The sequence below is a fragment of the Jannaschia sp. R86511 genome, assembly GCF_042466345.1.
Classification (GTDB): domain Bacteria; phylum Actinomycetota; class Actinomycetes; order Actinomycetales; family JBBAYJ01; genus Aquipuribacter.
In genome coordinates, this window is record NZ_JAXHCD010000001.1 from 4,430,677 (window position 1) to 4,453,007 (window position 22,331).

The 22,331-nt window shown below is 75.1% G+C and carries 23 protein-coding genes and 1 pseudogene; 17 read left to right on the forward strand and 7 right to left on the reverse strand.

From position 1 onward, the window contains the following. Nucleotides 1–12: 12 nt before the first annotated feature. From SJY06_RS20775 to SJY06_RS20835, 13 genes and pseudogenes are all read left to right on the forward strand, one after another. A complete protein-coding gene (locus SJY06_RS20775) occupies nt 13–381 on the forward strand; it encodes a DUF485 domain-containing protein (RefSeq protein ID WP_380169443.1) in 369 nt (122 codons plus the stop codon). Beyond that, nucleotides 378–1,997 (forward strand): cation acetate symporter, encoded by a 1,620-nt coding sequence (locus SJY06_RS20780; RefSeq protein ID WP_380169444.1) that lies wholly within the window; start codon nt 378–380, stop codon nt 1,995–1,997. Before SJY06_RS20775 ends, SJY06_RS20780 begins: the two co-directional genes overlap by 4 nt. Before the next feature lie 146 nt (nt 1,998–2,143). After that, a pseudogene (locus tag SJY06_RS20785) lies at nt 2,144–2,995 on the forward strand (AMP-binding protein); the annotation flags it as partial. A 91-nt stretch (nt 2,996–3,086) separates the two neighbouring features. Then, nucleotides 3,087–4,127, forward strand: a complete 1,041-nt coding sequence (locus SJY06_RS20790; protein ID WP_380169445.1) for an AMP-binding protein — start codon at nt 3,087–3,089, stop codon at nt 4,125–4,127. Nucleotides 4,128–4,233: 106 nt separating this feature from the next. Continuing rightward, on the forward strand, nt 4,234–5,913 hold the full coding sequence (locus SJY06_RS20795; RefSeq protein WP_380169446.1) for a glycosyltransferase family 39 protein: 1,680 nt from the start codon (nt 4,234–4,236) through the stop codon (nt 5,911–5,913). A 147-nt stretch (nt 5,914–6,060) separates the two neighbouring features. Then, nucleotides 6,061–8,880: a hydrogen gas-evolving membrane-bound hydrogenase subunit E gene (gene mbhE / locus SJY06_RS20800; protein ID WP_380169447.1), complete on the forward strand. Its 2,820-nt coding sequence runs from the start codon at nt 6,061–6,063 to the stop codon at nt 8,878–8,880. After that, nucleotides 8,877–9,227 carry a sodium:proton antiporter gene (locus SJY06_RS20805; RefSeq protein WP_380169448.1) on the forward strand — a complete coding sequence of 117 codons (351 nt, stop codon included), beginning with the start codon at nt 8,877–8,879 and terminating at the stop codon, nt 9,225–9,227. The genes mbhE and SJY06_RS20805 overlap by 4 nt, the downstream gene beginning before the upstream one ends. Further along, nucleotides 9,224–10,786: a monovalent cation/H+ antiporter subunit D family protein gene (locus SJY06_RS20810; protein WP_380169449.1), complete on the forward strand. Its 1,563-nt coding sequence runs from the start codon at nt 9,224–9,226 to the stop codon at nt 10,784–10,786. Before SJY06_RS20805 ends, SJY06_RS20810 begins: the two co-directional genes overlap by 4 nt. Continuing rightward, nucleotides 10,783–11,145, forward strand: a complete 363-nt coding sequence (locus tag SJY06_RS20815; protein WP_380169450.1) for a Na+/H+ antiporter subunit E — start codon at nt 10,783–10,785, stop codon at nt 11,143–11,145. The genes SJY06_RS20810 and SJY06_RS20815 overlap by 4 nt, the downstream gene beginning before the upstream one ends. Continuing rightward, complete coding sequence (locus SJY06_RS20820) at nt 11,142–11,399, forward strand: monovalent cation/H+ antiporter complex subunit F (protein WP_380169451.1); 258 nt, start codon at nt 11,142–11,144, stop codon at nt 11,397–11,399. Before SJY06_RS20815 ends, SJY06_RS20820 begins: the two co-directional genes overlap by 4 nt. Continuing rightward, nucleotides 11,396–11,797, forward strand: coding sequence for a monovalent cation/H(+) antiporter subunit G (gene mnhG, locus SJY06_RS20825; protein ID WP_380169452.1), 402 nt, complete (start codon nt 11,396–11,398; stop codon nt 11,795–11,797). Before SJY06_RS20820 ends, mnhG begins: the two co-directional genes overlap by 4 nt. 9 nt (nt 11,798–11,806) lie before the next feature. Continuing rightward, nucleotides 11,807–12,280, forward strand: coding sequence for a phage holin family protein (locus tag SJY06_RS20830; protein WP_380169453.1), 474 nt, complete (start codon nt 11,807–11,809; stop codon nt 12,278–12,280). 130 nt (nt 12,281–12,410) lie between these two features. Further along, a complete protein-coding gene (locus SJY06_RS20835; protein WP_380169454.1) occupies nt 12,411–13,241 on the forward strand; it encodes an alpha/beta fold hydrolase in 831 nt (276 codons plus the stop codon). Nucleotides 13,242–13,286: 45 nt separating this feature from the next. On the opposite strand, the gene SJY06_RS20840 is transcribed toward SJY06_RS20835, so the two are convergent. Together SJY06_RS20840 and SJY06_RS20845 are read right to left on the reverse strand one after the other, a co-directional pair. Then, nucleotides 13,287–14,477 (reverse strand): MarP family serine protease, encoded by a 1,191-nt coding sequence (locus SJY06_RS20840; protein WP_380169455.1) that lies wholly within the window; start codon nt 14,475–14,477, stop codon nt 13,287–13,289. After that, complete coding sequence (locus SJY06_RS20845; protein WP_380169456.1) at nt 14,474–15,214, reverse strand: NUDIX hydrolase; 741 nt, start codon at nt 15,212–15,214, stop codon at nt 14,474–14,476. The genes SJY06_RS20840 and SJY06_RS20845 overlap by 4 nt, the downstream gene beginning before the upstream one ends. Nucleotides 15,215–15,354: 140 nt before the next feature. On the opposite strand from SJY06_RS20845, the gene SJY06_RS20850 reads away from it, so the two are divergent. Both SJY06_RS20850 and SJY06_RS20855 read left to right on the forward strand, forming a co-directional pair. Beyond that, nucleotides 15,355–16,032: a hypothetical protein gene (locus SJY06_RS20850; RefSeq protein ID WP_380169457.1), complete on the forward strand. Its 678-nt coding sequence runs from the start codon at nt 15,355–15,357 to the stop codon at nt 16,030–16,032. An 84-nt stretch (nt 16,033–16,116) separates the two neighbouring features. Next, entirely contained in the window at nt 16,117–16,791 is a 675-nt protein-coding gene (locus tag SJY06_RS20855) for a Crp/Fnr family transcriptional regulator (protein WP_380169458.1), read from the forward strand. Here the strand turns inward: SJY06_RS20855 and SJY06_RS20860 are convergent. Genes SJY06_RS20860 through SJY06_RS20880 form a run of 5 tightly spaced genes read right to left on the reverse strand, consistent with a single transcriptional unit; the run spans nt 16,748 to nt 20,071 of the window. Continuing rightward, nucleotides 16,748–17,368 carry an NUDIX hydrolase gene (locus tag SJY06_RS20860; RefSeq protein ID WP_380169459.1) on the reverse strand — a complete coding sequence of 207 codons (621 nt, stop codon included), beginning with the start codon at nt 17,366–17,368 and terminating at the stop codon, nt 16,748–16,750. The two genes, SJY06_RS20855 and SJY06_RS20860, sit on opposite strands and share 44 nt — an antisense overlap. Continuing rightward, nucleotides 17,365–18,135 carry an MBL fold metallo-hydrolase gene (locus tag SJY06_RS20865; RefSeq protein WP_380169460.1) on the reverse strand — a complete coding sequence of 257 codons (771 nt, stop codon included), beginning with the start codon at nt 18,133–18,135 and terminating at the stop codon, nt 17,365–17,367. The genes SJY06_RS20860 and SJY06_RS20865 overlap by 4 nt, the downstream gene beginning before the upstream one ends. 32 nt (nt 18,136–18,167) lie before the next feature. Continuing rightward, nucleotides 18,168–18,911: an NUDIX domain-containing protein gene (locus SJY06_RS20870; protein WP_380169461.1), complete on the reverse strand. Its 744-nt coding sequence runs from the start codon at nt 18,909–18,911 to the stop codon at nt 18,168–18,170. Nucleotides 18,912–18,941: 30 nt separating this feature from the next. Next, a complete protein-coding gene (locus tag SJY06_RS20875; RefSeq protein WP_380169462.1) occupies nt 18,942–19,895 on the reverse strand; it encodes an Atu1372/SO_1960 family protein in 954 nt (317 codons plus the stop codon). After that, nucleotides 19,892–20,071 carry a hypothetical protein gene (locus tag SJY06_RS20880; RefSeq protein WP_380169752.1) on the reverse strand — a complete coding sequence of 60 codons (180 nt, stop codon included), beginning with the start codon at nt 20,069–20,071 and terminating at the stop codon, nt 19,892–19,894. The genes SJY06_RS20875 and SJY06_RS20880 overlap by 4 nt, the downstream gene beginning before the upstream one ends. Nucleotides 20,072–20,152: 81 nt before the next feature. Between SJY06_RS20880 and SJY06_RS20885 the strand changes: the two genes are divergently transcribed. Together SJY06_RS20885 and SJY06_RS20890 are read left to right on the forward strand one after the other, a co-directional pair. Next, the gene (locus tag SJY06_RS20885; protein WP_380169463.1) at nt 20,153–21,148 is read left to right on the forward strand and encodes an ArsA-related P-loop ATPase; all 996 of its coding nucleotides are present in this window, start codon (nt 20,153–20,155) and stop codon (nt 21,146–21,148) included. Then, complete coding sequence (locus SJY06_RS20890; RefSeq protein WP_380169464.1) at nt 21,145–22,329, forward strand: ArsA family ATPase; 1,185 nt, start codon at nt 21,145–21,147, stop codon at nt 22,327–22,329. Before SJY06_RS20885 ends, SJY06_RS20890 begins: the two co-directional genes overlap by 4 nt. Nucleotides 22,330–22,331: the final 2 nt, after the last annotated feature.

The window sequence follows — 22,331 nt, forward strand, 5'->3', positions numbered from 1 at the left end:
CGAGGAGGTCCCGTGAGCACCACACACGACCCGCACCGAGACCAGGCCCCTGTGCCCGACGGTCAGACCACGTGGGAGGAGGTGCAGTCCAGCCCGGAGTTCCAGGCCATGCGCCGCTCGTTCCGCCGGTTCGTCTTCCCGATGACGGTCGCGTTCCTGGTCTGGTACTTCCTCTACGTCCTGCTCGCCGCCTACGCCACGGACTTCTTCGCCACCCCCGTCTTCGGCAACGTCAACGTCGGCATCCTGTTCGGGCTGGGCCAGTTCGTGTCCACCGCCGCCATCACCATCGCCTACGTCCGCTGGGCCAACCGCAGCCTCGACGAGAAGGCGGCCGAGATCGGCGCCAAGGTCCGTCTGACCGAGGAGGGCCACCGGTGAGCGCGCTGCCCCTGACCGCCGCCACGACCGAGGCCGTCGGCAACCCGCTGGTGAACATCGCCATCTTCGTCCTCTTCGTCGCGGTGACCCTGGTCGTGGTGTTCCGCGCGTCGAAGAACACCAAGACCGCCGCCGACTACTACGCGGCGGGCCGGTCCTTCACGGGACCGCAGAACGGCACCGCCATCGCCGGTGACTACCTGTCCGCGGCCAGCTTCCTCGGCATCGCCGGGGCCATCGCGGTCAACGGCTACGACGGCTTCCTGTACTCGATCGGCTTCCTGGTCGCGTGGCTGGTCGCGCTGCTGCTGGTCGCCGAGCTGCTGCGCAACACCGGCAAGTTCACGATGGCCGACGTCCTCAGCTTCCGGCTGCGGCAGCGGCCGGTCCGGGTCGCGGCCGCCACGGCCACGCTGTCGGTGTCGTTCTTCTACCTGCTGGCCCAGATGGCCGGCGCGGGCGGCCTGGTCGCCCTGCTGCTGAACGTGCAGTCCAAGGCCGGGCAGTCGCTGGTCATCGCCGTCGTAGGCGCGCTGATGATCGTCTACGTGCTGGTCGGCGGCATGAAGGGCACCACCTGGGTGCAGATCATCAAGGCCACCCTGCTGATCGCCGGGGCCGCCGTGATGACCGTGTGGGTGCTCGCGCTGGCCAACTTCAACCTGTCGACCCTGCTGGGGGACGCGGTCACCGCCGCCGGCAACCCCGACCTGCTCGGGCCGATGCAGCAGTACGGCGCCAGCAACCTGACCAAGCTGAACTTCATCTCGCTCGCGCTGGCGCTCGTGCTCGGCACCGCCGGCCTGCCCCACGTGCTGATGCGCTTCTACACGGTGCCCACGGCCAAGGAGGCCCGTCGCAGCGTGGTCTGGGCCATCACGCTGATCGGCCTGTTCTACCTGTTCACGCTGGTGCTCGGCTTCGGCGCCATGGCCTACGTCGGCCAGGAAGCGATCCTCGCCGCCCCCGGTGGCGTGAACTCCGCGGCCCCGCTGCTGGCCTTCGAGCTCGGTGGCGTCCTGCTGCTGGGCATCATCGCGGCGGTGGCGTTCGCGACCATCCTCGCGGTGGTCGCCGGCCTGACCATCACCGCGGCGGCCAGCTTCGCGCACGACATCTACGCCAGCGTCATCAAGAAGGGCGCCGGCGACCCCGACGCCGAGGTCAAGATCGCGCGGCGCACGGTGGTCGTCATCGGCGTGGTGTCCATCCTCGGCGGCATCGCGGCCAACGGGCAGAACATCGCCTTCCTGGTCGCGCTCGCCTTCGCGGTGGCGGCCAGCGCAAACCTGCCGACCATCCTGTACTCGCTGTTCTGGAAGCGCTTCAACACCCGCGGCGCGCTGTTCAGCATGTGGGGCGGCCTGATCAGCTGCATCGTGCTCATCGCCCTGTCCCCGACGGTGTCGGGGGCGGAGACCTCGATGATCCCCGGCGCGGACTTCGACGTGTTCCCGCTGGCCAACCCCGGCATCGTCAGCATCCCGCTGGCGTTCCTGCTCGGCTGGGTCGGCACCGTCACGAGCCGTCCGGACGCCAACCACGACGCCAAGCAGGCCGAGATGGAGGTCCGCTCCCTCACCGGGGCGGGCGCCGAGAAGGCCACCGTCCACTGAGCCGGTCCTGAGCCGACCCCGGCCAGGCCGCACCAGTACCCCGCCGGGGTCACCGTCGTTACGGTGACCCCGGCGGCACCACGTCACCGCCGCGGGCCCCGGCCCGCGAGCCGCACGCCCCGCCCCACCGCTGCGAAGGAGCACCGATGACCACGGACACGCCGACCACGGAGAGCTCGAACGACGAGAGCCGCCGCTACCCGCCGTCGGAGGAGTTCGCCCGCGACGCCGTCGCCGGCGCCGACCTGTACGCCGAGGCCGACGCGGACCGGCTGGCCTTCTGGGCCCGGCAGGCCCGCGAGCGCATCAGCTGGGACACCGACTTCACCGACACCCTGGACTGGACGAACCCGCCGTTCGCCAAGTGGTTCGTCGGCGGGAGGCTGAACGCCGCCTACAACTGCGTGGACCGCCACGTCGAGGCCGGCAACGGCGAGCGCGTCGCCATCCACTTCGAGGGCGAGCCGGGTGACACCCGCACCATCACCTACGCCGACCTGCAGCGCGAGGTGTCCAAGGCCGCCAACGCGTTCGCCGCCCTCGGCGTGAAGCAGGGCGACCGGGTCGCGGTGTACCTGCCGATGATCCCCGAGGCGATCGTCACGATGCTGGCCTGCGCCCGCCTGGGCGCCGCGCACAGCGTGGTGTTCGGCGGGTTCAGCGCCGACGCGCTGCGCAGCCGGATCGACGACGCGCAGGCGACGCTGGTCGTCACCGCCGACGGCGGCTACCGCCGCGGCGCCGCCAGCGCCCTCAAGCCCGCGGTCGACGGCGCCCTGGCCGACGGCGAGTCCGGCGTGGCCAACGTCGTCGTGGTCCGCCGCACCGGCCAGGACGTCGAGTGGACCGAGGGCCGCGACCTGTGGTGGCACGACGTCGTCGACGGCGCCTCCGAGGCCCACACCCCCGAGGCGTTCGACAGCGAGAACCCGCTGTTCGTGCTCTACACCTCCGGCACCACCGGCAAGCCCAAGGGCATCCTGCACACCACGGGCGGCTACCTGACGCAGACGTCGTACACGCACGCCACGGTGTTCGACCTGCGCCCGGAGACCGACGTGTTTCTGGTGCACCGCCGATGTCGGCTGGGTGACCGGGCACAGCTACATCGTCTACGGCCCGCTGGCCAACGGGGCCACCCAGGTCGTCTACGAGGGCACGCCCGACACCCCGGACAAGGGCCGCTGGTGGGACATCGTCGCGAAGTACGGCGTGACCATCTTCTACACCGCGCCCACGGCGATCCGGACCTGCATGAAGTGGGGCGACGACATCCCCGCCGGGCGCGAGCTGAGCAGCATCCGCCTGCTCGGCAGCGTCGGGGAGTCCATCAACCCCGCCGCGTGGACCTGGTACCGCCGCACCATCGGCCACGACGACGTGCCGATCGTCGACACCTGGTGGCAGACCGAGACCGGCGCCCTGATGATCAGCCCGCTCCCGGGCGTCACCAGCCTCAAGCCCGGCTCGGCGCAGCGGCCGCTGCCCGGGATCAGCGCCGCGGTCGTCGACGACGAGGGCCACCCCGTCGAGCACGGCGCGGCCGGCTACCTGGTGCTGACCGAGCCGTGGCCGTCGATGCTGCGCACGATCTACGGCGACGACCAGCGCTTCAAGGACACCTACTGGTCCCGCTTCCCCGGCAAGTACTTCGCCGGGGACGGCGCCAAGTACGACGACGACGGCGACGTCTGGCTGCTGGGCCGGGTCGACGACGTGATGAACGTGTCCGGGCACCGGCTGTCCACGACCGAGATCGAGTCCGCCCTGGTCAGCCACCCGGCGGTGGCCGAGGCGGCCGTGGTGGGCGCCACCGACGACACCACGGGCCAGTCGCCCGTCGCGTTCGTCATCCTGGTCGGGCACGCGAGCGACATCATCGGCGACACCGACCCGCAGGAGGCGCTGCGGGCCCACGTCGCCAAGCAGATCGGCGCCATCGCCAAGCCCAAGCGGGTGCTCGTGGTGCAGGAGCTGCCCAAGACCCGCTCCGGCAAGATCATGCGGCGGCTGCTGCGTGACGTGGCCGAGAACCGCGAGATGGGCGACGTGTCGACCCTGACCGACGCCGGCGTGATGGGCCTGATCCAGACCGGCCTGGCGGACAAGGCCAGCAGCTCCGACGACTGACCGGGGCCTGCCCCGCGAGCCACCGGGACCCGTCCGCCGCCACCGCGGCGGGCGGGTCCCGCACGTGGCAGGGGTGGGCCGGGCGATTCGGGGTACCCCTGCCCCTGTGACCCTCGCCGCCCGGCCGTCCCCCGGCCCCCGGACCGGCACGGCGCTCCCGGGGTTCGCGTGGCGCGGCGTCGGTGCGCTGGCGGTGGCCCTGGTCCTCGCCCTGCTCACGCTGTCGGGCCGCTACGGCTACCACCGTGACGAGCTGTACTTCCGGCTCCTGGCCGACCAGCCGGCCTGGGGCTACGTCGACCAGCCGCCGTTCACGCCCCTGCTGGCCCGCTGGAGCACCGACCTGCTGGGCGACGAGCTGTGGGCGCTCCGGGTCCCGGCGGCGCTGCTGCTGGGGGTGCTGGCGCTGCTGCTGGCGCTGCTCGCCCGCGAGGTGGGCGGCGGCCCGACCGCCCAGCTGCTGGCCGCGCTCGGCGCGGCGGGGGCCACGCCGCTGATCAGCGGGCACCTGCTGCTGACCGCCAGCCTGGACTGGCCGCTGTGGGTCGCCACGGGCTGGCTGGTGGTGCGGGCCCTGCAGCGCGGTGGCACCCGCTGGTGGCTCGCGGCCGGGACGGTCGCCGGGCTGGCCACCTACAACAAGCTGCTCGTCGGCCTGCTGCTGCTGGCCCTGGTGGTGGCGATGCTGCTGGTCGACCGGGGCACGCTGCGCGGTCGCGGGCCGTGGCTCGGTGCCGCGGCGACCGTGGTGGTCGGTGGGCCCAACCTCGTCTACCAGGTCGTCAACGGCCTGCCCCAGCTGCAGATGGCCGGGGCGCTGACCGGGGACGCGGCCCGGGTGCTGTTCCTGCCCGGCCAGCTGCTCAACCTGGGCCCGCCCGCGGTGCTGGTCTGGGGCGCCGGCCTGGTCGCCCTGCTCGTCAACCCCCGGTGGGCCCGGTTGCGCAGCCTCGGGGTGGCGTACCTGCTCGCCGCGGTGCTGCTGCTGGCGGTGGCCGGGCAGTTCTACTACACGACCGGGTTCCTGCTGCTGCTGCACGCCGTGGGCGCCGTGGTGGCCGAGCAGTGGCTGCGGCCCCGCCGCCCGGGGGACACCGACCCGGTGGGCGGCGAGGCCCTGGCCGCGGACCCGCCGGTCGGCACCGGCCGGGACGGGCGCGACGGGCGCGACGGGCGGGACCGGCCGGACCGGGTGCGCGCCCGCCGGCTCGGCCGCCTGGTGGTGGTCAACGTGCTGACCTCCGCGCTCGTGGCCCTGCCGCTGCTGCCCGCCACGACGCTGCGCTGGACGCCCGTGCCGCTGCTGAGCCCGACCGTCGGGGACCAGGTCGGCTGGCCGGGCTACGTCGAGCAGGCCGCGGCCGCCTTCCACGCCCTCGACCCCGCCGAGCAGCGGACCACGGTGCTGCTGGCCGACAACTACGGCCAGGCGGGGGCGCTCGACCGCTACGGGCCCGCCCTCGGGCTGCCCGCGGTGCACAGCGGCCACAACGGCCTGCACGAGCGCGGCGGGCCGGCGCCCGGCACCACCACGGCCGTGGTGCTGCTGCAGGAGCAGGACCGCGACCGACGGGCCACCGCGACCGGGCCGGCGCTGGCCGCGGCGTTCGCCGGCTGCGAACGCGTGGCGGCCCTCGACAACGGCCTGGCGGTGCCCAACGAGGAGCAGGGCACGACGGTGATGGTCTGCCGGGAGCCCACCGACGACTGGTCCGCGCTGTGGCCCGCGTTCCGGCACGTCGGGCTGTCGACCTTCTGCCACGCCTGCCGAGAGGTCCTCGGCTGAGCCCTTCCGACACCCCCGCGGAGGGGGTCGGCGGTCGGGCGCCGCGCCGACCGTCCCCCGGTCCCTGGGTAGGGTGGGAAGCCGCCGAGGACCCCGTGGTCCCCCGGCGCAACCCACCCCCGTAGACCACCGGAAGGAACCTCGCCCGTGGCCCTGGTGATCGCCCTGCTCGTCCTCGCGTCGACGGCAGTGGTGGCTCACCCCCTGTCCAACCGGTTGGGGCGTGACGCCGGGTACCCGCTGGGGGCGCTGTTCCTCGTGTCGCTCGGGCTGGTCGCGACGCAGGCCCCCGTCGTCCTCGACGGCGGCGCGGTGGAGGTCGAGCGGCAGTGGATCCCGGCCCTGGACGTCGCGTTCCGGCTCCACCTGGACGGGCTGAGCCTGCTGTTCGCCATCCTCGTGCTGGGCGTCGGGGCGCTGATCATGTCCTACTGCGCCCGCTACCTGAGCGCCGAGTACGACCACGGCCGGCTGTACCTGCTCCTCGGGGCGTTCGCCACGGCCATGCTCGGCCTGGTCCTGGCCGCGGACATGGTCCTGCTGTTCGTCTTCTTCGAGCTCACCACGCTGGCCTCCTTCTTCCTCATCGGCGGGCAGGGGCTGGGTTCGGCCAAGCCCGCGACCCGGGCGTTCGTCATCACCGCCACCGGCGGGCTGAGCCTGCTCGCGGCCGTCGCGCTGATGGTGTCCGTGGTCGGCACCACCAACCTGACCGAGGCCCTGGAGCGCTCCGACGAGATCGCCTCGTCGCCGCAGGGGCCGTGGATCGCCGGGCTGCTGATCCTGGCCGCGTTCACCAAGTCCGCCCAGCTGCCCTTCCACTTCTGGCTGCCGGACGCCATGGTGGCGCTCACCCCGGTCAGCGCATACCTGCACGCCGCGACCCTGGTCAAGGCGGGCATCTACGTGCTGCTGCGCTTCTCCCCGCCCTTCGCGGGGATGCCCGGCTGGACCATCGTGCTGGTCTCGGTGGGTCTGGCCACGTCGCTGGTCGGCGCCGTCTTCGCCCTGCAGCAGCACGACCTCAAGGCCCTGCTGGCGTACTCCACGGTCAGCCAGCTGGGCTGGATCGTCGCCCTGATCGGGGTCGGGACCACCGCCGCCCTGGCCGTGGCGGCGCTGCACACCTTCGCCCACGCCCTGTTCAAGGCCACCCTGTTCATGCTCGTCGGGATCATCGACCGGGAGGCCGGCAGCCGGGACATCCGCGAGCTGCAGGGGTTGTACAAGGTGATGCCGGTGACGGCGACCCTCACCGCGCTGGCCGCGCTGTCGATGGCCGGGATGCCGCCGTTCCTCGGCTTCGTCAGCAAGGAGGAGGCGTACTCGGCCTTCCTCGAGCTGCCCGGGTCGTGGGGCTGGGTCGTGGCCGGGGTCGCCGTGGTGTCCGCCGCGACGACCTTCGCGTACTCCTTCCGGATCCTCTACGGCGCCTTCGGCGGCCGGAACACGCAGGCCTCCCTGTACGAGCCGGGCTGGTCGTTCCTGCTGCCTGCGGCCGTCCCCGCGGTCGCGGGCCTGGTCCTCGGCCTCGCCGTCGGCACGCTCAACCCGCTGGTGTCCCGCACCGTGCAGGACACCCTCATGGTCGAGACCGACGCCGACCTGGCGCTCTGGCACGGCTTCGAGCCCGCGCTGTACCTGTCGGTGCTGACCATCGGGATCGGCGTCCTGCTGTTCCTGCTGCGCGCCCCGGTCGACCGGGTCCTGCACCGGCCGCTGCTGCCGTTCACGGGGGTGCAGGTCTACGAGTCGCTGTTCTCCGGCGTGCAGCGCCTGGGCGAGCTGGTCGGTCGCAGCACCCGCTCCGGCGCCCTGGCGGCGCACCTGGTGTGGCCCGTGCTGGCGGTCGGCGCGCTCGCCGCGGTGGGCGTAGCGGTCGTGGGCGACCTGCCCGTGCCCGCCGCCCCCCTCACCCGGGCCGGCGACTGGGTCGTGGTCGCGCTGGTGGTCGTGGCCGTGGTGGGCACCGTGGTCGTGCGCAACCGCCTGGGCGCGGTGTCGCTGCTCGGCGCGGTGGGGTTCCTGGTCGCCGTGTGGTTCCTGCTGGCCGGCGGGGTCGACCTGGCCCTGACGCAGACCCTGGTCGAGGTGCTGACGGTGGTCGTGGCGGTCCTCGTGCTGCGGCGGCTGCCCCGGACCTTCACCCCGACCCCCCGCCGCCGCGTGGTCCCCGCCGCCGCGCTCGCGGTGGGCGCGGGCCTGGCCGCCGGGCTCGCCACGCTGGCCCTGACCGGACGCCGCGACCCGTCACCGGCCTCGGAGACCCTGCTCACGCAGGGCGAGGAGCTGACGGGCGGCACCAACGTCGTCAACACGATCCTCGTCGACTTCCGTGGCCTGGACACCTTCGGGGAGATCACCGTCCTGGCCGTGGCCGCGGTCGGCCTGCTGGCGCTGCTACGTCGTGACGCCCCGGCCGAGGGGACCGGGGCCGGCGCCCCCGACGCCGTCGCGGACACGACGGCCGGGGACCGGACCATCTTCGCCGTCACCAGCCGGCTCCTCGTCCCGGTCGTCGTCGTGATCTCGCTGGTGCTGCTCTACCGCGGCCACAACGACCCCGGGGGCGGCTTCATCGCCGCCCTGGTCGGTGGGCTCGGCGTCGCCCTCGTGCAGGTCCCCCGCTCCTCCGGGCACCGAAGCCGGTTGCGGGCGGTCCCGCTGCTGTCGGCCGGCCTCGTCGTGGCCGTGGGTGCGGGGCTGCTGGGCCTGCTGCAGGACTCGTTCCTGCAGCCGCTGCGCAGCAGCATCGAGATCGGCTCGTTCTACCAGTCGCTGACGACCTCGCTGATCTTCGACGTCGGGGTCTACCTGGTCGTGGTCGGCCTCGTGGTCGCCGCCGTCGACCGGCTCGCCAACGGCCGGGTCGTCGAGGCGGCCGAGGCCACGCAGGTGCCGCCGGGCGACACCGACCCGGTCGCGAAGGACGAGCCGACGACCGAGCGGGCGGGGGTGCAGCCGTGAGCGCCGCGATCCTGGTTGCCGTCCTCGTCGCCGGCGGCGTCTACCTGCTGCTGCAGCGGGGCCTCGTGCGGGTGACCTTCGGGTTCATCCTGCTCGGCCACGCCGCCAACGTCCTGCTGCTCGCCTCGGGCGGGATGAGCCGGCGCGAGCCCCCGCTGCTGAGCACCACCGACCCCGCCGTGGCCGCCGACCCGCTGCCGCAGGCGTTCGCGCTGACGGCGATCGTCATCACGTTCGGCATCACCGTCTACCTGCTGGCCCTGGCAGGCAACGGGGGCGACGACGACGCCCCTGACGTCGTCGTCGAACCGCCGGGCGGTCCGACCGAGCTGGGAGACCACCGGTGAGCGACCTGGTCCCGTTCCTGCTGTGGCTGCCCCTGCTGGGCGCGGCGCTGACCCTGGCCGCCGGCCAGCGGGTCCGGCTGCAGCGTCTCGTCAGCTTCGCGGTCTCGGGCCTGGTCCTGGCCTACGGCATCACGATGCTCAGCCTCACCAGCGACGGCTCCGTCGTGGTGGAGCAGGTGGCCGGCTGGCCGGGCGGCATCGCCATCCCGTTCGCCGTGGACACCCTGAGCGCGCTCATGGTCACCGTGGCCGCCCTGCTGGTGCTGACCTCGACCGCGTTTGCGGTGTTCACCGGCGACGACGAGGACCGCTACTTCCTCCCCCTGGTGCTCGTGCTGTCCGGCGGCGTCTACGGCGCCTTCGTCACCGCGGACCTGTTCAACCTGTTCGTCATGATCGAGGTCGCCCTCATCCCGTCCTACGTCCTCATCACCCGCCGGGGCTCGGCGTCGGAGATGGGGGCCGGCCGGATCTACCTCACGGTCAACCTGCTGGTGTCGACCGTCCTGCTGGCCGGGGTCGGCCTGGTCTACGGCACCACCGGGACCGTCAACCTCGGCGAGCTCGCGGGGGCGGCGACGGAGTCGGTGGGCGCAGCACTGGCCGGCGGGGTGGTGCTCCTCGCGCTGGGCGCCAAGGCGGCCCTCGTGCCGGTGCACTCCTGGCTGCCACGCACCTACCCGTTCGCCTCGGTGGCCACCACGGCGCTGCTGTCCGGGCTGCTGACCAAGATCGGGGTCTACGGGATCTTCCGCGTCTACGCGGTGATGTTCTCCGGCGACGAGCGGCTGCAGACCCCGTGGCTGGTCATCCTCCTGCTGACGATGGTCGTCAGCGCCCTCGGGGCGCTGGGCGAGTCGGCGATGCGGCCGATCCTGGTGTTCGGCATGAGCAGCCAGGTCGGCTACGTCCTGCTGGGCATCGGGTTCTTCGGTGAGCTCGGCCTGCAGGCAGGGATCTTCTACCTCGTGCACAACATCGTGGCCAAGGCGGCGCTGCTGCTGACCTGCGGGGCGGTCGAGCACGAGGCGGGCACGGGCGAGCTGTCCCGGTTGGGCGGCGTGGCACGGCGTGAGCCGCTGCTGGCGCTGGCGTTCATCGCCGCGGCGCTGTCGCTGGTCGGCATCCCGCCGTTCTCGGGCTTCGTGGCCAAGTACTCCGTGGCCAGGGCGGCGGCGCTCGAGGGCGAGTGGGTGGCGGTGGCGCTGGTCGTCGCGGTGAGCCTGCTCACCCTGCTGGCCATGCTGAAGATCTGGAACGGCGTGTTCTGGGGCGCCGACCCCGACGAGGTCGACCACTCGTTCGCCCCCGGCGCCTCGGGCGCCGTCCCGGACCAGACCGACCCGATGAGCTCCACCCTGCTGCGTCGCGCCAAGGTGGCCATCACCGAGGGCCCCCCCGGCGGGATGCCGCGGGGCCTGATCCTGCCGGGGCTGGCGCTGGCCGTGCTGTCGCTGGTCATCGGCCTGGGGGCCGACGTGCTGCTCGGCCTGACCGGGACCGCGGCCCAGGGCCTGGTCGACCCCACCGCCTACGTGAGCGCGGTGACCGACCGGTGAGCGGCCGGTTGCGACGGCTGGGCCGGGTGCTGGCGTTCGCCGGCTACTTCGCCAAGCAGCTGGTGATGGCCAACTGGGAGGTGGTGGCCGACCTGCTCACCCCGGGCAGCCGGCTGCAGCCGGGCATCGTGGCCCTGCCGCTGCGGTGCCGCAGCGCCGGGGAGATCACCCTGCTCTCCGACCTGATCACCCTCACCCCGGGCACCCTGACCATCGACGTGTCCGAGGGACGCGACGTCATGTACGTGCACGGGATGTACGCCCCCGACGCCGACGAGTTCCGCGCCGAGCTGACCGACCTGGAGACCCGCATGCTGCACGCGGTCCGCCTGGACTCCCCCCAGGAGGCGCGCCCGTGATCGTCGTCGACATCGCCCTGGGGGTGCTGGCGCTCGCGCTGCTGCCGGCGCTCTGGCGCATCGCCGTCGGACCGACCGACGCGGACCGCGCCCTGTCCGCGGACCACGTGTTCTTCGTCTTCCTGGCGGTGGCGGGCCTGCTCGCCGTGCGGCTGCAGGACTCGGTGTTCCTCGACGTCGTGCTCGTGGGCACCCTCGTCGGGTTCCTGGCCACCGTCACCCTGGCCCGCCTGGTCGACCGGGGTCGCTCGTGAGCGCCGCGGAGCTGGTCCAGGCCGGCCTCGGGTACGCCCTCGTCGGCCTGGGCGTGGCGCTGCTGGCGGTCGCCGGGCTCGGTCTCCTCCGCTTCCCCGACGCCTACTCCCGGCTCAGCGCCGTGACCAAGGCCGCGACGCTCGGACTCTGCCTGACCCTGCTCGGGGTGCTCGTGCTCGACCCGTCGTGGACGAACGCGGTCAAGGTCCTGCTGGCGGTCGCCCTGCAGTTCGTGACCTCGCCGGTGGGCGGGTTCGCCCTGGGCCGCGCGGCGTACCGCTCGGGCAGCCCGCTGGCCCCCTCCTCCTCCTACGACGAGCTGGCCGACCACCTCGGCCGCCGCAGCGACGACGTGGGCAGCGACGACGTGAGTGGCGACGACGCGCCGCGCCGATAGCCTTCCCCCATGACAGCGCCCAGCAACGACCGTTCGATCGGCCAGCTCGTCACCGACGCCCTCGACGACGTGCGCTCGATCGTCCAGCACGAGAAGGCGCTGGTGAAGGCCGAGATCACCCGGGCCGTCAAGGTCGGCGGGGTGGGCGCCGGCCTGCTCGCCACGGCCGTCGGCCTGCTGAGCCTGGCCGTGATCTTCCTGCTGGTCGCCGCGGCCCAGGGGCTGGTCGCCGCCGGCCTCGCCCCGTGGGCGGCGTTCCTGATCGTGGGCGGGGCGCTGCTTCTGCTGGCCGTGCTGCTGGCGCTCGTCGGCGTGGTGTCGCTGAAGAAGATCAGCGGCCCCACCCGTGCCGTCGAGCAGGGCAAGGGCACCGTCGACGACGTCAAGCACGCCTTCGGCAGCGACGACACGCCCGAGGCCTCGTCGGGCGCCGCGAAGGCCGCCGCCACCGCCGCCGGGCCGGCCGACGGGACCCGGCGCTGAGCGAGCGCGGCCGCCCCTGAGCCCCCGCCGCCGGCCGCCCTTCCCGGCCCACCTGACCGACGCCTCCGTCGTCGGCGTCCCGGGTCCGTGGCAGCACCGGTTCGTCGGGGCGCACGGCAGCCGCTTCCACGTGGCCGCCTGCGAACCACCGGCCCCGGTCGGGCCGGCCGGGGCCCCGCTGGTGCTGCTGCTGCACGGCGCGCTGCAGAACTGGTACGCCTGGCGCGGGGTGCTGCCGGGCCTGGCGGCCGCCGGCTACCGGGCCGTCGCGGCCGACCTGCGGGGGCACGGTGCCTCCGACGCCACGCCGCGGGGCTACGACCTGCCGGGCCTGGCCGACGACGTGGATGCGCTGGTGCGCTCGCTCGGCGCGCAGCAGGCCGTCGTGGTCGGCCACGACCTGGGGGGCTGGGTCGGCTGGACGCTGGCGGCCCGGCACCCCGAGCGGCTGCGGGGCCTGGTCGCCGTCGGCGCCCCGCCGCCGCGGCCGGCGCTGCTGCGCACCGGGCTGCTCCGGGGCCTGCTGGCGGCCCAGCTGCCCAGCCTGCCCGAGCACGCCCTGCTGCACGGCGACGGCGTGCGGCGCCACCTCGACGCGGCCCGGGCCCGGCCCGCCCCGCGCGCGGACGTCGAGTACTACGTGGCCTCGGTGCGCGTGCCGTCCGTGGCCCACACCAGCCTGGAGCCGTGGCGGTGGCTGGCCCGGGCGTCGCTGCGCCCCGACGGCCTGCGCTGGTGGCGCTCCGTCCGCGGCCCAGTCGACGTGCCCGTGCTGCGCCTGGACGGGGCGCTGGACCCGTGGGTCCGCGACCGCCACCCCGTCCCGCCCGGCACGGTCCCGCCCGGCACCACCCGGGCCGTGGTCGCGGACGCCGGTCACCTGCTGCCGGAGGAGGCCCCGGCGGCCGTGCTCGAGCACCTGCTGGCCTGGCTGGCCGGGCTGCCGCCCACCGCCGACTGAGCGGGCCCTGCGTGAGGGCTCAGCGGGGGGTCTCGGCGCGGGGTCTCAGCGCGGGGCGCACTCCCCTGTGCCCACGGCCCCGGTGGCCTCGGCGGCCACGTCCAGCACCGGGGCGGCCTCGGCCAGGGTCACGGCGTAGCCGGTGCTGGCGTCGTCGAGGCTGCGCGCGAACACCACCCCGACCACCTGACCGGAGTCGTCGAGCACCGGGCCGCCGCTGTTGCCCGGTCGGATCTGCGCGTTGAGCGCGTACACCTCGCGCGTCACCTCCTGCTCGCCGTAGATGTCCTCGCCCACGGCGGTGATCACGTCGCGGACCCGCCCCGGCGACAGCACGTAGGGCCCGTTCAGCGGGAAGCCCGCCACGACGACGTCGTCACCCCGGGCCCGCGGGTCACCCGTGGGCAGCGGCCGCGCCTGAAGATCCGGCACGTCGACCACCGCCAGGTCGCGGGCGGGGTCGAAGGCGACCACCGCCCCCAGCAGCTGCTCACCGGTGCCGCCGACCTGCACCCGGACCTCGGTCATGCCGGCCACGACGTGGGCGTTGGTCAGCACGCGCTGCTCGGCGACCACGAACCCGGACCCCTCCTGCCCCCGCCCGCAGGCCTCGGCCCGGCCGCTCAGGCGCACGACTCCCGCCCCGGCGGCCGTCACGGCCGGCCCGGCCGCCACCCCGGGGTCGGGCGCCTCGACCGGCAGGACGGGCTCCACCCCGGCGAACACCGTGGGGAACAGCTCTCCGCTCACCGAGCCGTACCAGTCGTCCAGCGCCCCGGCCACGGCGTCCGGGACCACCTCGTCCACCGCGCCGACCACGCGCGAGTCGGCGACCACCCGGGACAGCGTCGGGAACGGGCTCACTCGGACCGCACCGGCGACGACCCAGACCACGAGCGCGGTGGCCACCACGGCCCCGACGAGCCCGGTGGCGGCGTCCACCGCCCGGGCGGGCTGCCACGTCACGCGGCGCCGCACCGCGGCCGCCACCGCGCCCAGCAGGGCCTGCCCGAGGACGCCGGCGACCACGGTCCCGCCCAGCAGCAGCAGCGACCGCGTCGGTCCGGCCGACATGTCCGCCACCGCCAGGGGCAGCAGCTGCGCGCCCAGCAGGGCGCCGAGCACGAACCCCAGCAGCGACAGCCCGCCCACCAGCAGCCCCTGCCGGAACCCGGTCCCCGCGTAGCCGAGCAGCAGCAGCACGAGCAGCAGGTCGAGCAGCAGCGACGGCGTCACGGCTGCGCCGCCCCCGACAGAGGGCTGCCCTCGTGGTCGACGACCGGCGTCTCGTCCCAGGGCCGCCCGAGCCCGGCCAGGTCCAGCAGCCAGGACAGCAGCCCGGCCGTGAACCCCCAGACGAAAAGGCCGCCGACCAGGAACCCGGGCCCGCTGCCGCGGCCCGCCGGGTAGCGGACCCCGACGCGGTTGGCCGGGTCGACCAGGTCGGCCACGGGCACCCGCACCACCTGGGCCACCTCGAGCGGGTCGACGACGCCCACGGGCCCGGGGCGGTGCCACCAGCCCAGGACCGGCACCACCTGGTGCGCCGACGGCGGCACCCACAGGGCCGGCAGCGTGCCGAGCACGTGCACCGAGGCGGGGTCGACCCCGACCTCCTCCCGGGCCTCGCGCAGGGCGGTCTCGACGTCGTCGCCGTCCTCGGGGTCGCGGCGCCCACCGGGGAACGCGACCTGGCCCGGGTGGCTGGCCAGGCTGTCGGAGCGGCGGGTCAGCAGGACGTCGTGGCCGGCCACGACGGAGGGCTCGTCGGAGGGGCCGTCGGCGGGGTCGTCGCGCCGGCCCAGCAGGACCAGCACGGCCGCCCGGCGCACCGCCGCGTCACCGGGAGGGTTGCCCCGCCAGCCCTCGGGCAGCTGCTGCCCGGCCGCCAGGGCGCGGCGCCACGGCGCGAGCCAGACCGGCTCGGGACCGCTCCGGTCGCCCGCCTCGGCAGGGGGAGCAGCAGGCGGCACGGGACCAGGGTACGAGGGCGTGCGCCCTCCGGGTGACGCCCCCGCGCCACCCTCCAGCCCGGTGGCGGGACCGCCGACACCTGCTGGGACGGGGACACCGCCCCGACCACGGAGCGACCGACCCGGCAGGAGACCACCCGATGCACATCCCGAGGCAGCCCGACGGCTCGCGCGAGCACCACGCGGACCGTCGCGACGGCCGGGCGGCCGCCGGCCGCCCGGGGTCCGGCCCCGCGGCCACCGGGACGGAGGGGCTCCGGACCCGCCGCCGGGACCTGGTCACGCAGCAGCGGGCGGTCGGCTACTGGCAGCGCCTGGTGCAGGCCCGCGTCGACCTCGTGGTCGCCGGCCTGCTGTACGGGGCCCCGGTGCCGGCGGCGTCGGCGCTGGCCGCGGGTCTCGGGGTGCCGCTGACGCGGGACCGGGCCCGGGACACCGACCCGGGCCCGTGCGCCGGTCCCGACCTGGCGGACCTGCACGCGCTGGCCGAACCGCCCGAGGGCCTGGACGTGAGCGCCCTGCTGGGCCGCCACCGTGCCGACGAGGGCCCCGGCGCGCAGCTGCAGCGGCTGCGCCAGGCCGCCCTGCTGCTGGCCGGGCGTCGGCACGCGCTGGACGAGGAGCTCGACGCCGTCACCCTGGCCCTGCACGACCGGCTGGCCCGGGACGGCGCGGAGCCGGAAGTCACAGGGGCGGACGACACCGGGGCGGCCGGCGCCGCCGTCGGCACCAGGGCCGGCGCCCCCGTCGGCGCCGGGGCCGACCGCCTGCCCACCAGGGCGGCCACGGCCAGCGCCGTCACCGGCCCCACGGCCTGACCGGCGCGTCCGCACCCCCGCACGCAGCACGACCGCGCTCGATCCGGCATGATCCAGGTGCCGGTTCGAGCGAGGGAGGTTGCGATGGCGGAGGAGATCCTGCGTAGGGCACCGCTGCTCGCCGCCCTGGACGACGAGTCGGCCCGGGCGCTGGTGACGCGCATGCGCCCGGTCGAGCTGGCCCGAGGCGAGCGCCTGTTCCATGAGGGCGACCCGGGTGACGCGCTCTACGTGATCGAGACCGGCAAGATCAAGCTGGGCCGCCGGGCTCCCGACGGCCGCGAGAACCTGCTGGCGATCCTGGGTCCGGGCGAGATGTTCGGCGAGCTGTCGCTGTTCGACCCGGGCCCGCGCGTGGCCACGGCGGTCGCGGTCTCGACCAGCCGCGTGCACTCGCTGACCCGGGACGACTTCGTGCCCCTGCTGGACCAGCCCCGGGTGGCGCTGTCCCTGCTGGCCGCGCTCGGCCGCCGGTTGCGCCGCACCAACGAGGCCCTGGCCGACCTGGTGTTCTCCGACGTGCCGGGGCGGGTGGCCAAGGCACTGCTGGACCTGGCCAAGCGGTTCGGCCGCCCTGTGGACGACGGCGTGCTGGTGGCGCACGAGCTGACGCAGGAGGAGCTCGCCCAGCTGGTCGGGGCCAGCCGCGAGACGGTCAACAAGGCGCTGGCCGACTTCGCCGGCCGCGGCTGGCTGCGGCTGGAGGCCCGTGCCGTCACGATCCTGGACGTGGAGCGGCTCCAGCGTCGAGCCCGCTGAGCGCCCACATCAGCGCGACCAGGCTGAGCCCCTCCTGCACCTGACCGGCCAGGACCAGCTCGCGCACGCGCGGCAGGGCCACCCACTCCACCCGGTCGCTCTCGACCGGGTCCGGCTCACCCACCTGCGCCACCGCCCGGGCGCTGCACACCTCGAAGCGGTGGTCGCCCATGCCCCCGATCGGGTGGAAGCCGGTCAGGTGGCGCACGTCGGTGACGGCCCAGCCGGTCTCCTCCCGGGTCTCCCGGGCCGCGGCCGCCTCGACGGTCTCCCCCGCCTCCAGCCGGCCGGCCGGCACCTCCCAGCCCCAGGCGTCCGGTACGAGGCGGTGCCGCCACAGCAGCAGCACCTCCTCGGAGCCCGGGTCGGGCGCACCGGGCCCCGCGGGCGAGGACCGGCGGACCAGGCAGGCGACCGCCGGCGACGGCTGGCGCAGGGCGTGGTGCTCGTAGCGGTGCCCGTCCGGGTGCACCACGTCGATCAGGTGCAGCCGGACCCACGGGCTGTCGTACAGGCTGCGCTCGCCCAGGGCCCGCCAGCGACTGCTGCCGGTCCCGTCGGGCGGGGGCACGGTCACCCGCCGGCCCGCGGGCGGGCCAGGTGCACCAGCGTGGCCCGCACGGTCCGCGCGGCGGCGCCCAGCAGCACCGGGTCGGTCAGGTCGGGGTAGACCGCCTCGACCACCCCGGCCACCAGCCGGTCGTCGGCGGGGTCCCCGGCCGTGCCCGTCGGGCCCGCCAGGCCCGCCAGGGCCGCCCGCACCTGCTCCACCCGGTCCCGACGGTGCGCCCGCAGGGCGACGACCGCGGCGTGCAGGTCGGCCACGACCGGGCCGTGCCCCGGCAACCCCCGCCACGGCATGGCCCCGGGGGCCGTCAGCCCGAGCAGCAGGTCCAGCGAGGCCAGGTACCGCGTCAGGTCGCCGTCGGGGTGGGCGACCACGGAGGTGCCCCGGCCCAGGACGGTGTCCCCCGTCAGCACCTCGCGCCGCTCGGGCAGCACGAGGGCCAGCGAGTCGTCCGTGTGCCCCGGCAGCCGCAGCACCTCGCCCGGCTCGTCGCAGGCGTCGGCCAGCAGCGCCGGGGCCGGGGCACGCCCCAGGTCGGGGTCCAGCGCCAGGACGGGCGCCCCGGCGGCGGCCAGGGCCGCGAGGAGCACCGGGTGGCCCAGCGCCTCGGCGTGGTCGGGGTGGCGGTGGGTGAGCAGCACGCCACCCAGGCGCCCGCCGTCCCGGCCCACCTCGCCCAGCACCGCGGCCAGGTGCGCCGGGTCCGCGGGGCCGGGGTCCACCACGAGGACCCGCCGGGCGCCCACCAGCCAGGTGTTGGTCCCCTCGAGCGTCATGGGACCGGGGTTCGGCGCCCGGACCAGCCGGGTCACGGCACCTCGCCCGCGTGGCGCGGCAGCAGCAGGTCCACCCCCGGCGGCCCGCCGGCGGGGCCGGGGTCGCGCCAGGTGGCCCTCGGCACCACCGGGACCAGCAGGGCCGCTGCGGCCAGGGTGTCGACGGCCGTGGCGGCGTCCACCCCCGCGGTGGCGTCGCGCAGCCGCGCCAGGACGGCCCGGGTCGGCGGCAGCGCCGAGCGCGCCCCCGAGGCCACCTCGGCCAGCAGCTGCGCGGGCCGGGCCCAGCCGTGCTCGTGCACCTCGTGGTCGGCGGGCATCGTCGCCGGGGCCGGCCCCACGGCGCCGTCGGGCAGACGGCCCACGAGGAACGTGGAGTCGTAGCGGCGGGGCTCGTGCTCCGGGGTCACCCAGCGCACCAGCGGGCGCAGCGACCGGTCGGGGACGCGGTGCCCGGTCTCCTCGGCCAGCTCCCGGACCGCAGCCCGGGCGAGCACCGTGAACCGGTCGGGGTAGCCCGGGTCGTCGTGACGGCGCAGCCGGTCGACGTCGTCGACCGCGCCCCCGGGGAACGCGAGCAGACCGGGCGCCACGGCCAGCCGGTGGCCCCGGGTGATCCACAGGACCTGCGGCCCGCCGTCACCGTCGCGCAGCAGGCAGACGCTGGCCGCCTGCCGGGGCGGGGCACCCTGGGGCGACCCAGCCTCCAGCCACGCCCGCGCCGTGGCGTCGGCCTCCCGGGGCAGGGGCAGGACCGTGGTCTCGGGCTCGTTCACACGACCATCTCCTGCCGGCCCGCGCCGGGCTCAGCGCACCTCGACGAGGATCTCCACCTCGACGGGGGCCCCGAGCGGCAGCGCGGCGACGCCCACCGCGGAGCGGGCGTGGCGTCCGGCGTCGCCGAACACCTGGCCCAGCAGCTCCGAGGCGCCGTTGACGACGACGGGCTGCTTGCCGAAGCCCGGGGCGCTGGCGACGAAGCCCGTCACCTTGACCACGCGCACGACGTCGTCGATGTCCACCAGCGACGCCACGGCCGCCACGGCGTTCAGGGCGCACTGCCGCGCCAGGGCGGCCGCCTCAGCCGGGGTCACGTCCACGGCCTCGTCGCCGACCACACCGGTGGTGGTCAGCTGGCCGTCGAAGAAAGGCAGCTGGCCGGAGGTGTGCACCAGGTCGCCCGTGCGCACGGCGGGCACGTAGTCGGCCACCGGGGCCGGGACCGCGGGCAGCGTGAGGCCGAGCTGCTGCAGGCGCTGCGACGGGGGGCCGCTCAGGACGACCGGCTCCGGCTCGGGGGCCTGGTCGGCCTCACCGGTCTGGTCGGTCTCATCGGTCTGGTCGGTCTCATCGGTCTGGTCGGTCTCATCGGTCTGGTCGGTCTCATCGGTCTGGTCGGCCTGGTCGGTCTCGGCCTGGTCGGTCAGGTCCGCCGGGTCGGTGCCGTCCTGCAGGACGGCCGGCTGCTCGCCGAACGCCGCCGGGTCCCCGCCCTGGTCGTCACCGAGGACCTGGTCCTGGTCGGTCGACGTCGCGGCGGGGTCGACGGGCTCGTCACCGGCCCCGAAGGCGGTCGTGCCGTCGCTGCCGTCGGTGCCCACGCTGCTGTCGCTGCCCACGCCGCCGTCGGTACCGCCGTGGCCGTGGTCGTCGTCGACCGCGTGGCCCGACTCGTGCTCGTGCTCCGTCACCGGGTGGTTCTCCTCGTGTTCGCTGCCGCGCTCGGCTGCTGCCGAGGCGTCGGGGTGCTCGACGCTCACTGCTTGGGTCGCTTGAGGTAGGCGACGAGCCCCTGTCCCCCTGGTCCCTCGATCACGTTGACCAGCTCCCAGCCGTCCTCGCCCCACTGGTCGAGGATCTGCTTGGTGGCATGGACGATTAGCGGCACCGTCGCGTACTCCCACTGCTGCATGTTGCGCAGCGTACGCGCGAACACCCTCCGTACGCGATCACGGCCTCACGGCCCCCGCACCGGCCCGGACGTGCTGGCCGGGTCCGGGGTGTCTACCGTGAGGCCGTGCCCGACCTCCTCGACCCCCGGGTCCGACTCCACGTGGTGACCGGCAAGGGCGGGACGGGCAAGACCACCGTCGCCGCCGCCCTCGCCCTCGCCCTCGCCCGGCGGGGACGGCGCGTGCTGCTGACCGAGGTCGAGGGCCGGCAGGGCCTGGCCCGGCTGTTCGACGTCGACCCGCTCGGCTTCACCGCCACCCCGCTGGTCCGCCTGCCCGACGGCGAGCTCCTGGGGCTGGCGATCGACGCCAAGTCCGCCCTGCTGGAGTACCTGGAGATCTTCTACCGGCTGGGGCGCGCCGGTCGCACCCTCGACCGGATCGGCGCGGTCGACTTCGCGACCACCATCGCGCCCGGCCTGCGCGACGTGCTGCTGACGGGCAAGGTCTACGACGCGGTCCGTACCCGGCAGGGCAGCCGGCGGGGCGACACGCCGTACGAGTACGACCACGTGGTGCTGGACGCACCCCCGACCGGCCGCATCGGCAACTTCCTCAACGTCAACGCGGTGGGGGCCGGGCTGGCCAAGGTCGGCCCGATCCACACCCAGGCCCAGTCGGTCATGAAGGTGCTGCGCTCCTCGGCGACCCGGGTGCACCTGGTCAGCCTGCTGGAGGACATGCCCGCGCAGGAGACCGGGGACGCCGTGGCCGAGCTGCGGGAGCTGGGCCTGCCGCTGGGCACGCTGTTCCTCAACCAGGTCCGACCGCCCCTGCTGGCCGAGGACCTGCTCGCCGTGGCCGCCGGGCAGCGGTGGGACGTGGCCGCCCTCGCCGAGGACCTGACGGCGCTGGGCGTGGGCGGGCGGCACCCGCGCTCGCGGGCCGAGGGGCTGCTGGCCGAGACCCGCGACCACGCCCTGCGCGTGGAACGCGAGGAGGAGCTGCGGCAGGGCCTGGCCGGGCTGGGCCTGCCCGTGGTCGAGTTGCCCCAGCTCGCGGCCGGGCGCGCCGGGCTCGACGACTCCGGCGTGCACGAGCTCGCGGACGAGCTGGCATGAGCCCGCGCCGCAGCACCGCCCCCGGCCCCCGGCTCGACGTCGACGCCCTGCTGGACGACCCGTCCGTGCGGGTCGTCGTCTGCTGCGGCTCCGGCGGGGTGGGCAAGACGACCGTCGCGGCCGCCCTGGCGCTTCGCGCGGCCGAGCGGGGCCGGCGGACGGTCGTGCTGACGATCGACCCCGCCCGCCGGCTGGCGCAGTCGCTGGGCCTGACCGAGCTCGACAACACCCCCCGCGCGGTCGAGGGCGTCGCCGCCACCGGGGAGGGGTTCCTCGACGCGATGATGCTGGACATGAAGCGCACCTTCGACGAGGTGGTCGAGGCGCACACCACCCCCGACAAGGCCGAGCAGATGCTGGCCAACCCCTTCTACCAGGCGCTGTCGAGTTCCTTCGCGGGCACGCAGGAGTACATGGCGATGGAGAAGCTGGGCCAGCTGCGGGTGGTGACCGACGACGACGGCCGCGACCGCTGGGACCTGATCGTCGTGGACACCCCGCCCAGCCGGTCCGCGCTGGACTTCCTCGACGCGCCCGAGCGGCTCGGCTCGTTCCTGGACGGCCGGCTGATCCGGCTGCTGCTGGCCCCGGCCAAGGCGGGCGGACGCGCCTACGTCCGGGTGCTGTCCAGCATCGCCGGCGGCGTGACCGGCGTGATGAACAAGATCCTGGGCGCGCAGGTGCTGACCGACGTCCAAACCTTCGTCGCGGCCTTCGACACCATGTTCGGCGGGTTCCGCGAGCGGGCGCAGCAGACCTACGCGCTGCTGGCTGGCGAGGGCACGGCGTTCGTGGTCGTGGCCGCTCCCGAGGGTGACGCCGTGCGGGAGGCCGGGTTCTTCGTCGACCGGCTCCAGGCCGAGGGCATGCCCCTGGCTGGGGTCGTCGTCAACCGGATGACGACATCGACCGAGGCGGCGCTGGACAGCGACCGCACCCTCGAGGTCGCCGCGGGCGCCCCGCCGGGGACGCAGGAGGTGCTGTGGGTGCACGCCCGCCGGGTGCGCCGGCTGGAGGCCGAGCGCGAGGTCGCGGCCCGGCTCACCCGGATCCACCCGCCCGTGCCGACGGTGGTGGCCCCGGCCCGTCCGCTGGACGTCACCGACCTCGACGCGCTGCGCGCCGTCGGGGACGACCTGGCGGCCGGGCCCGCGGTCAGCCCGCGGACCACGACCCCCTGAGG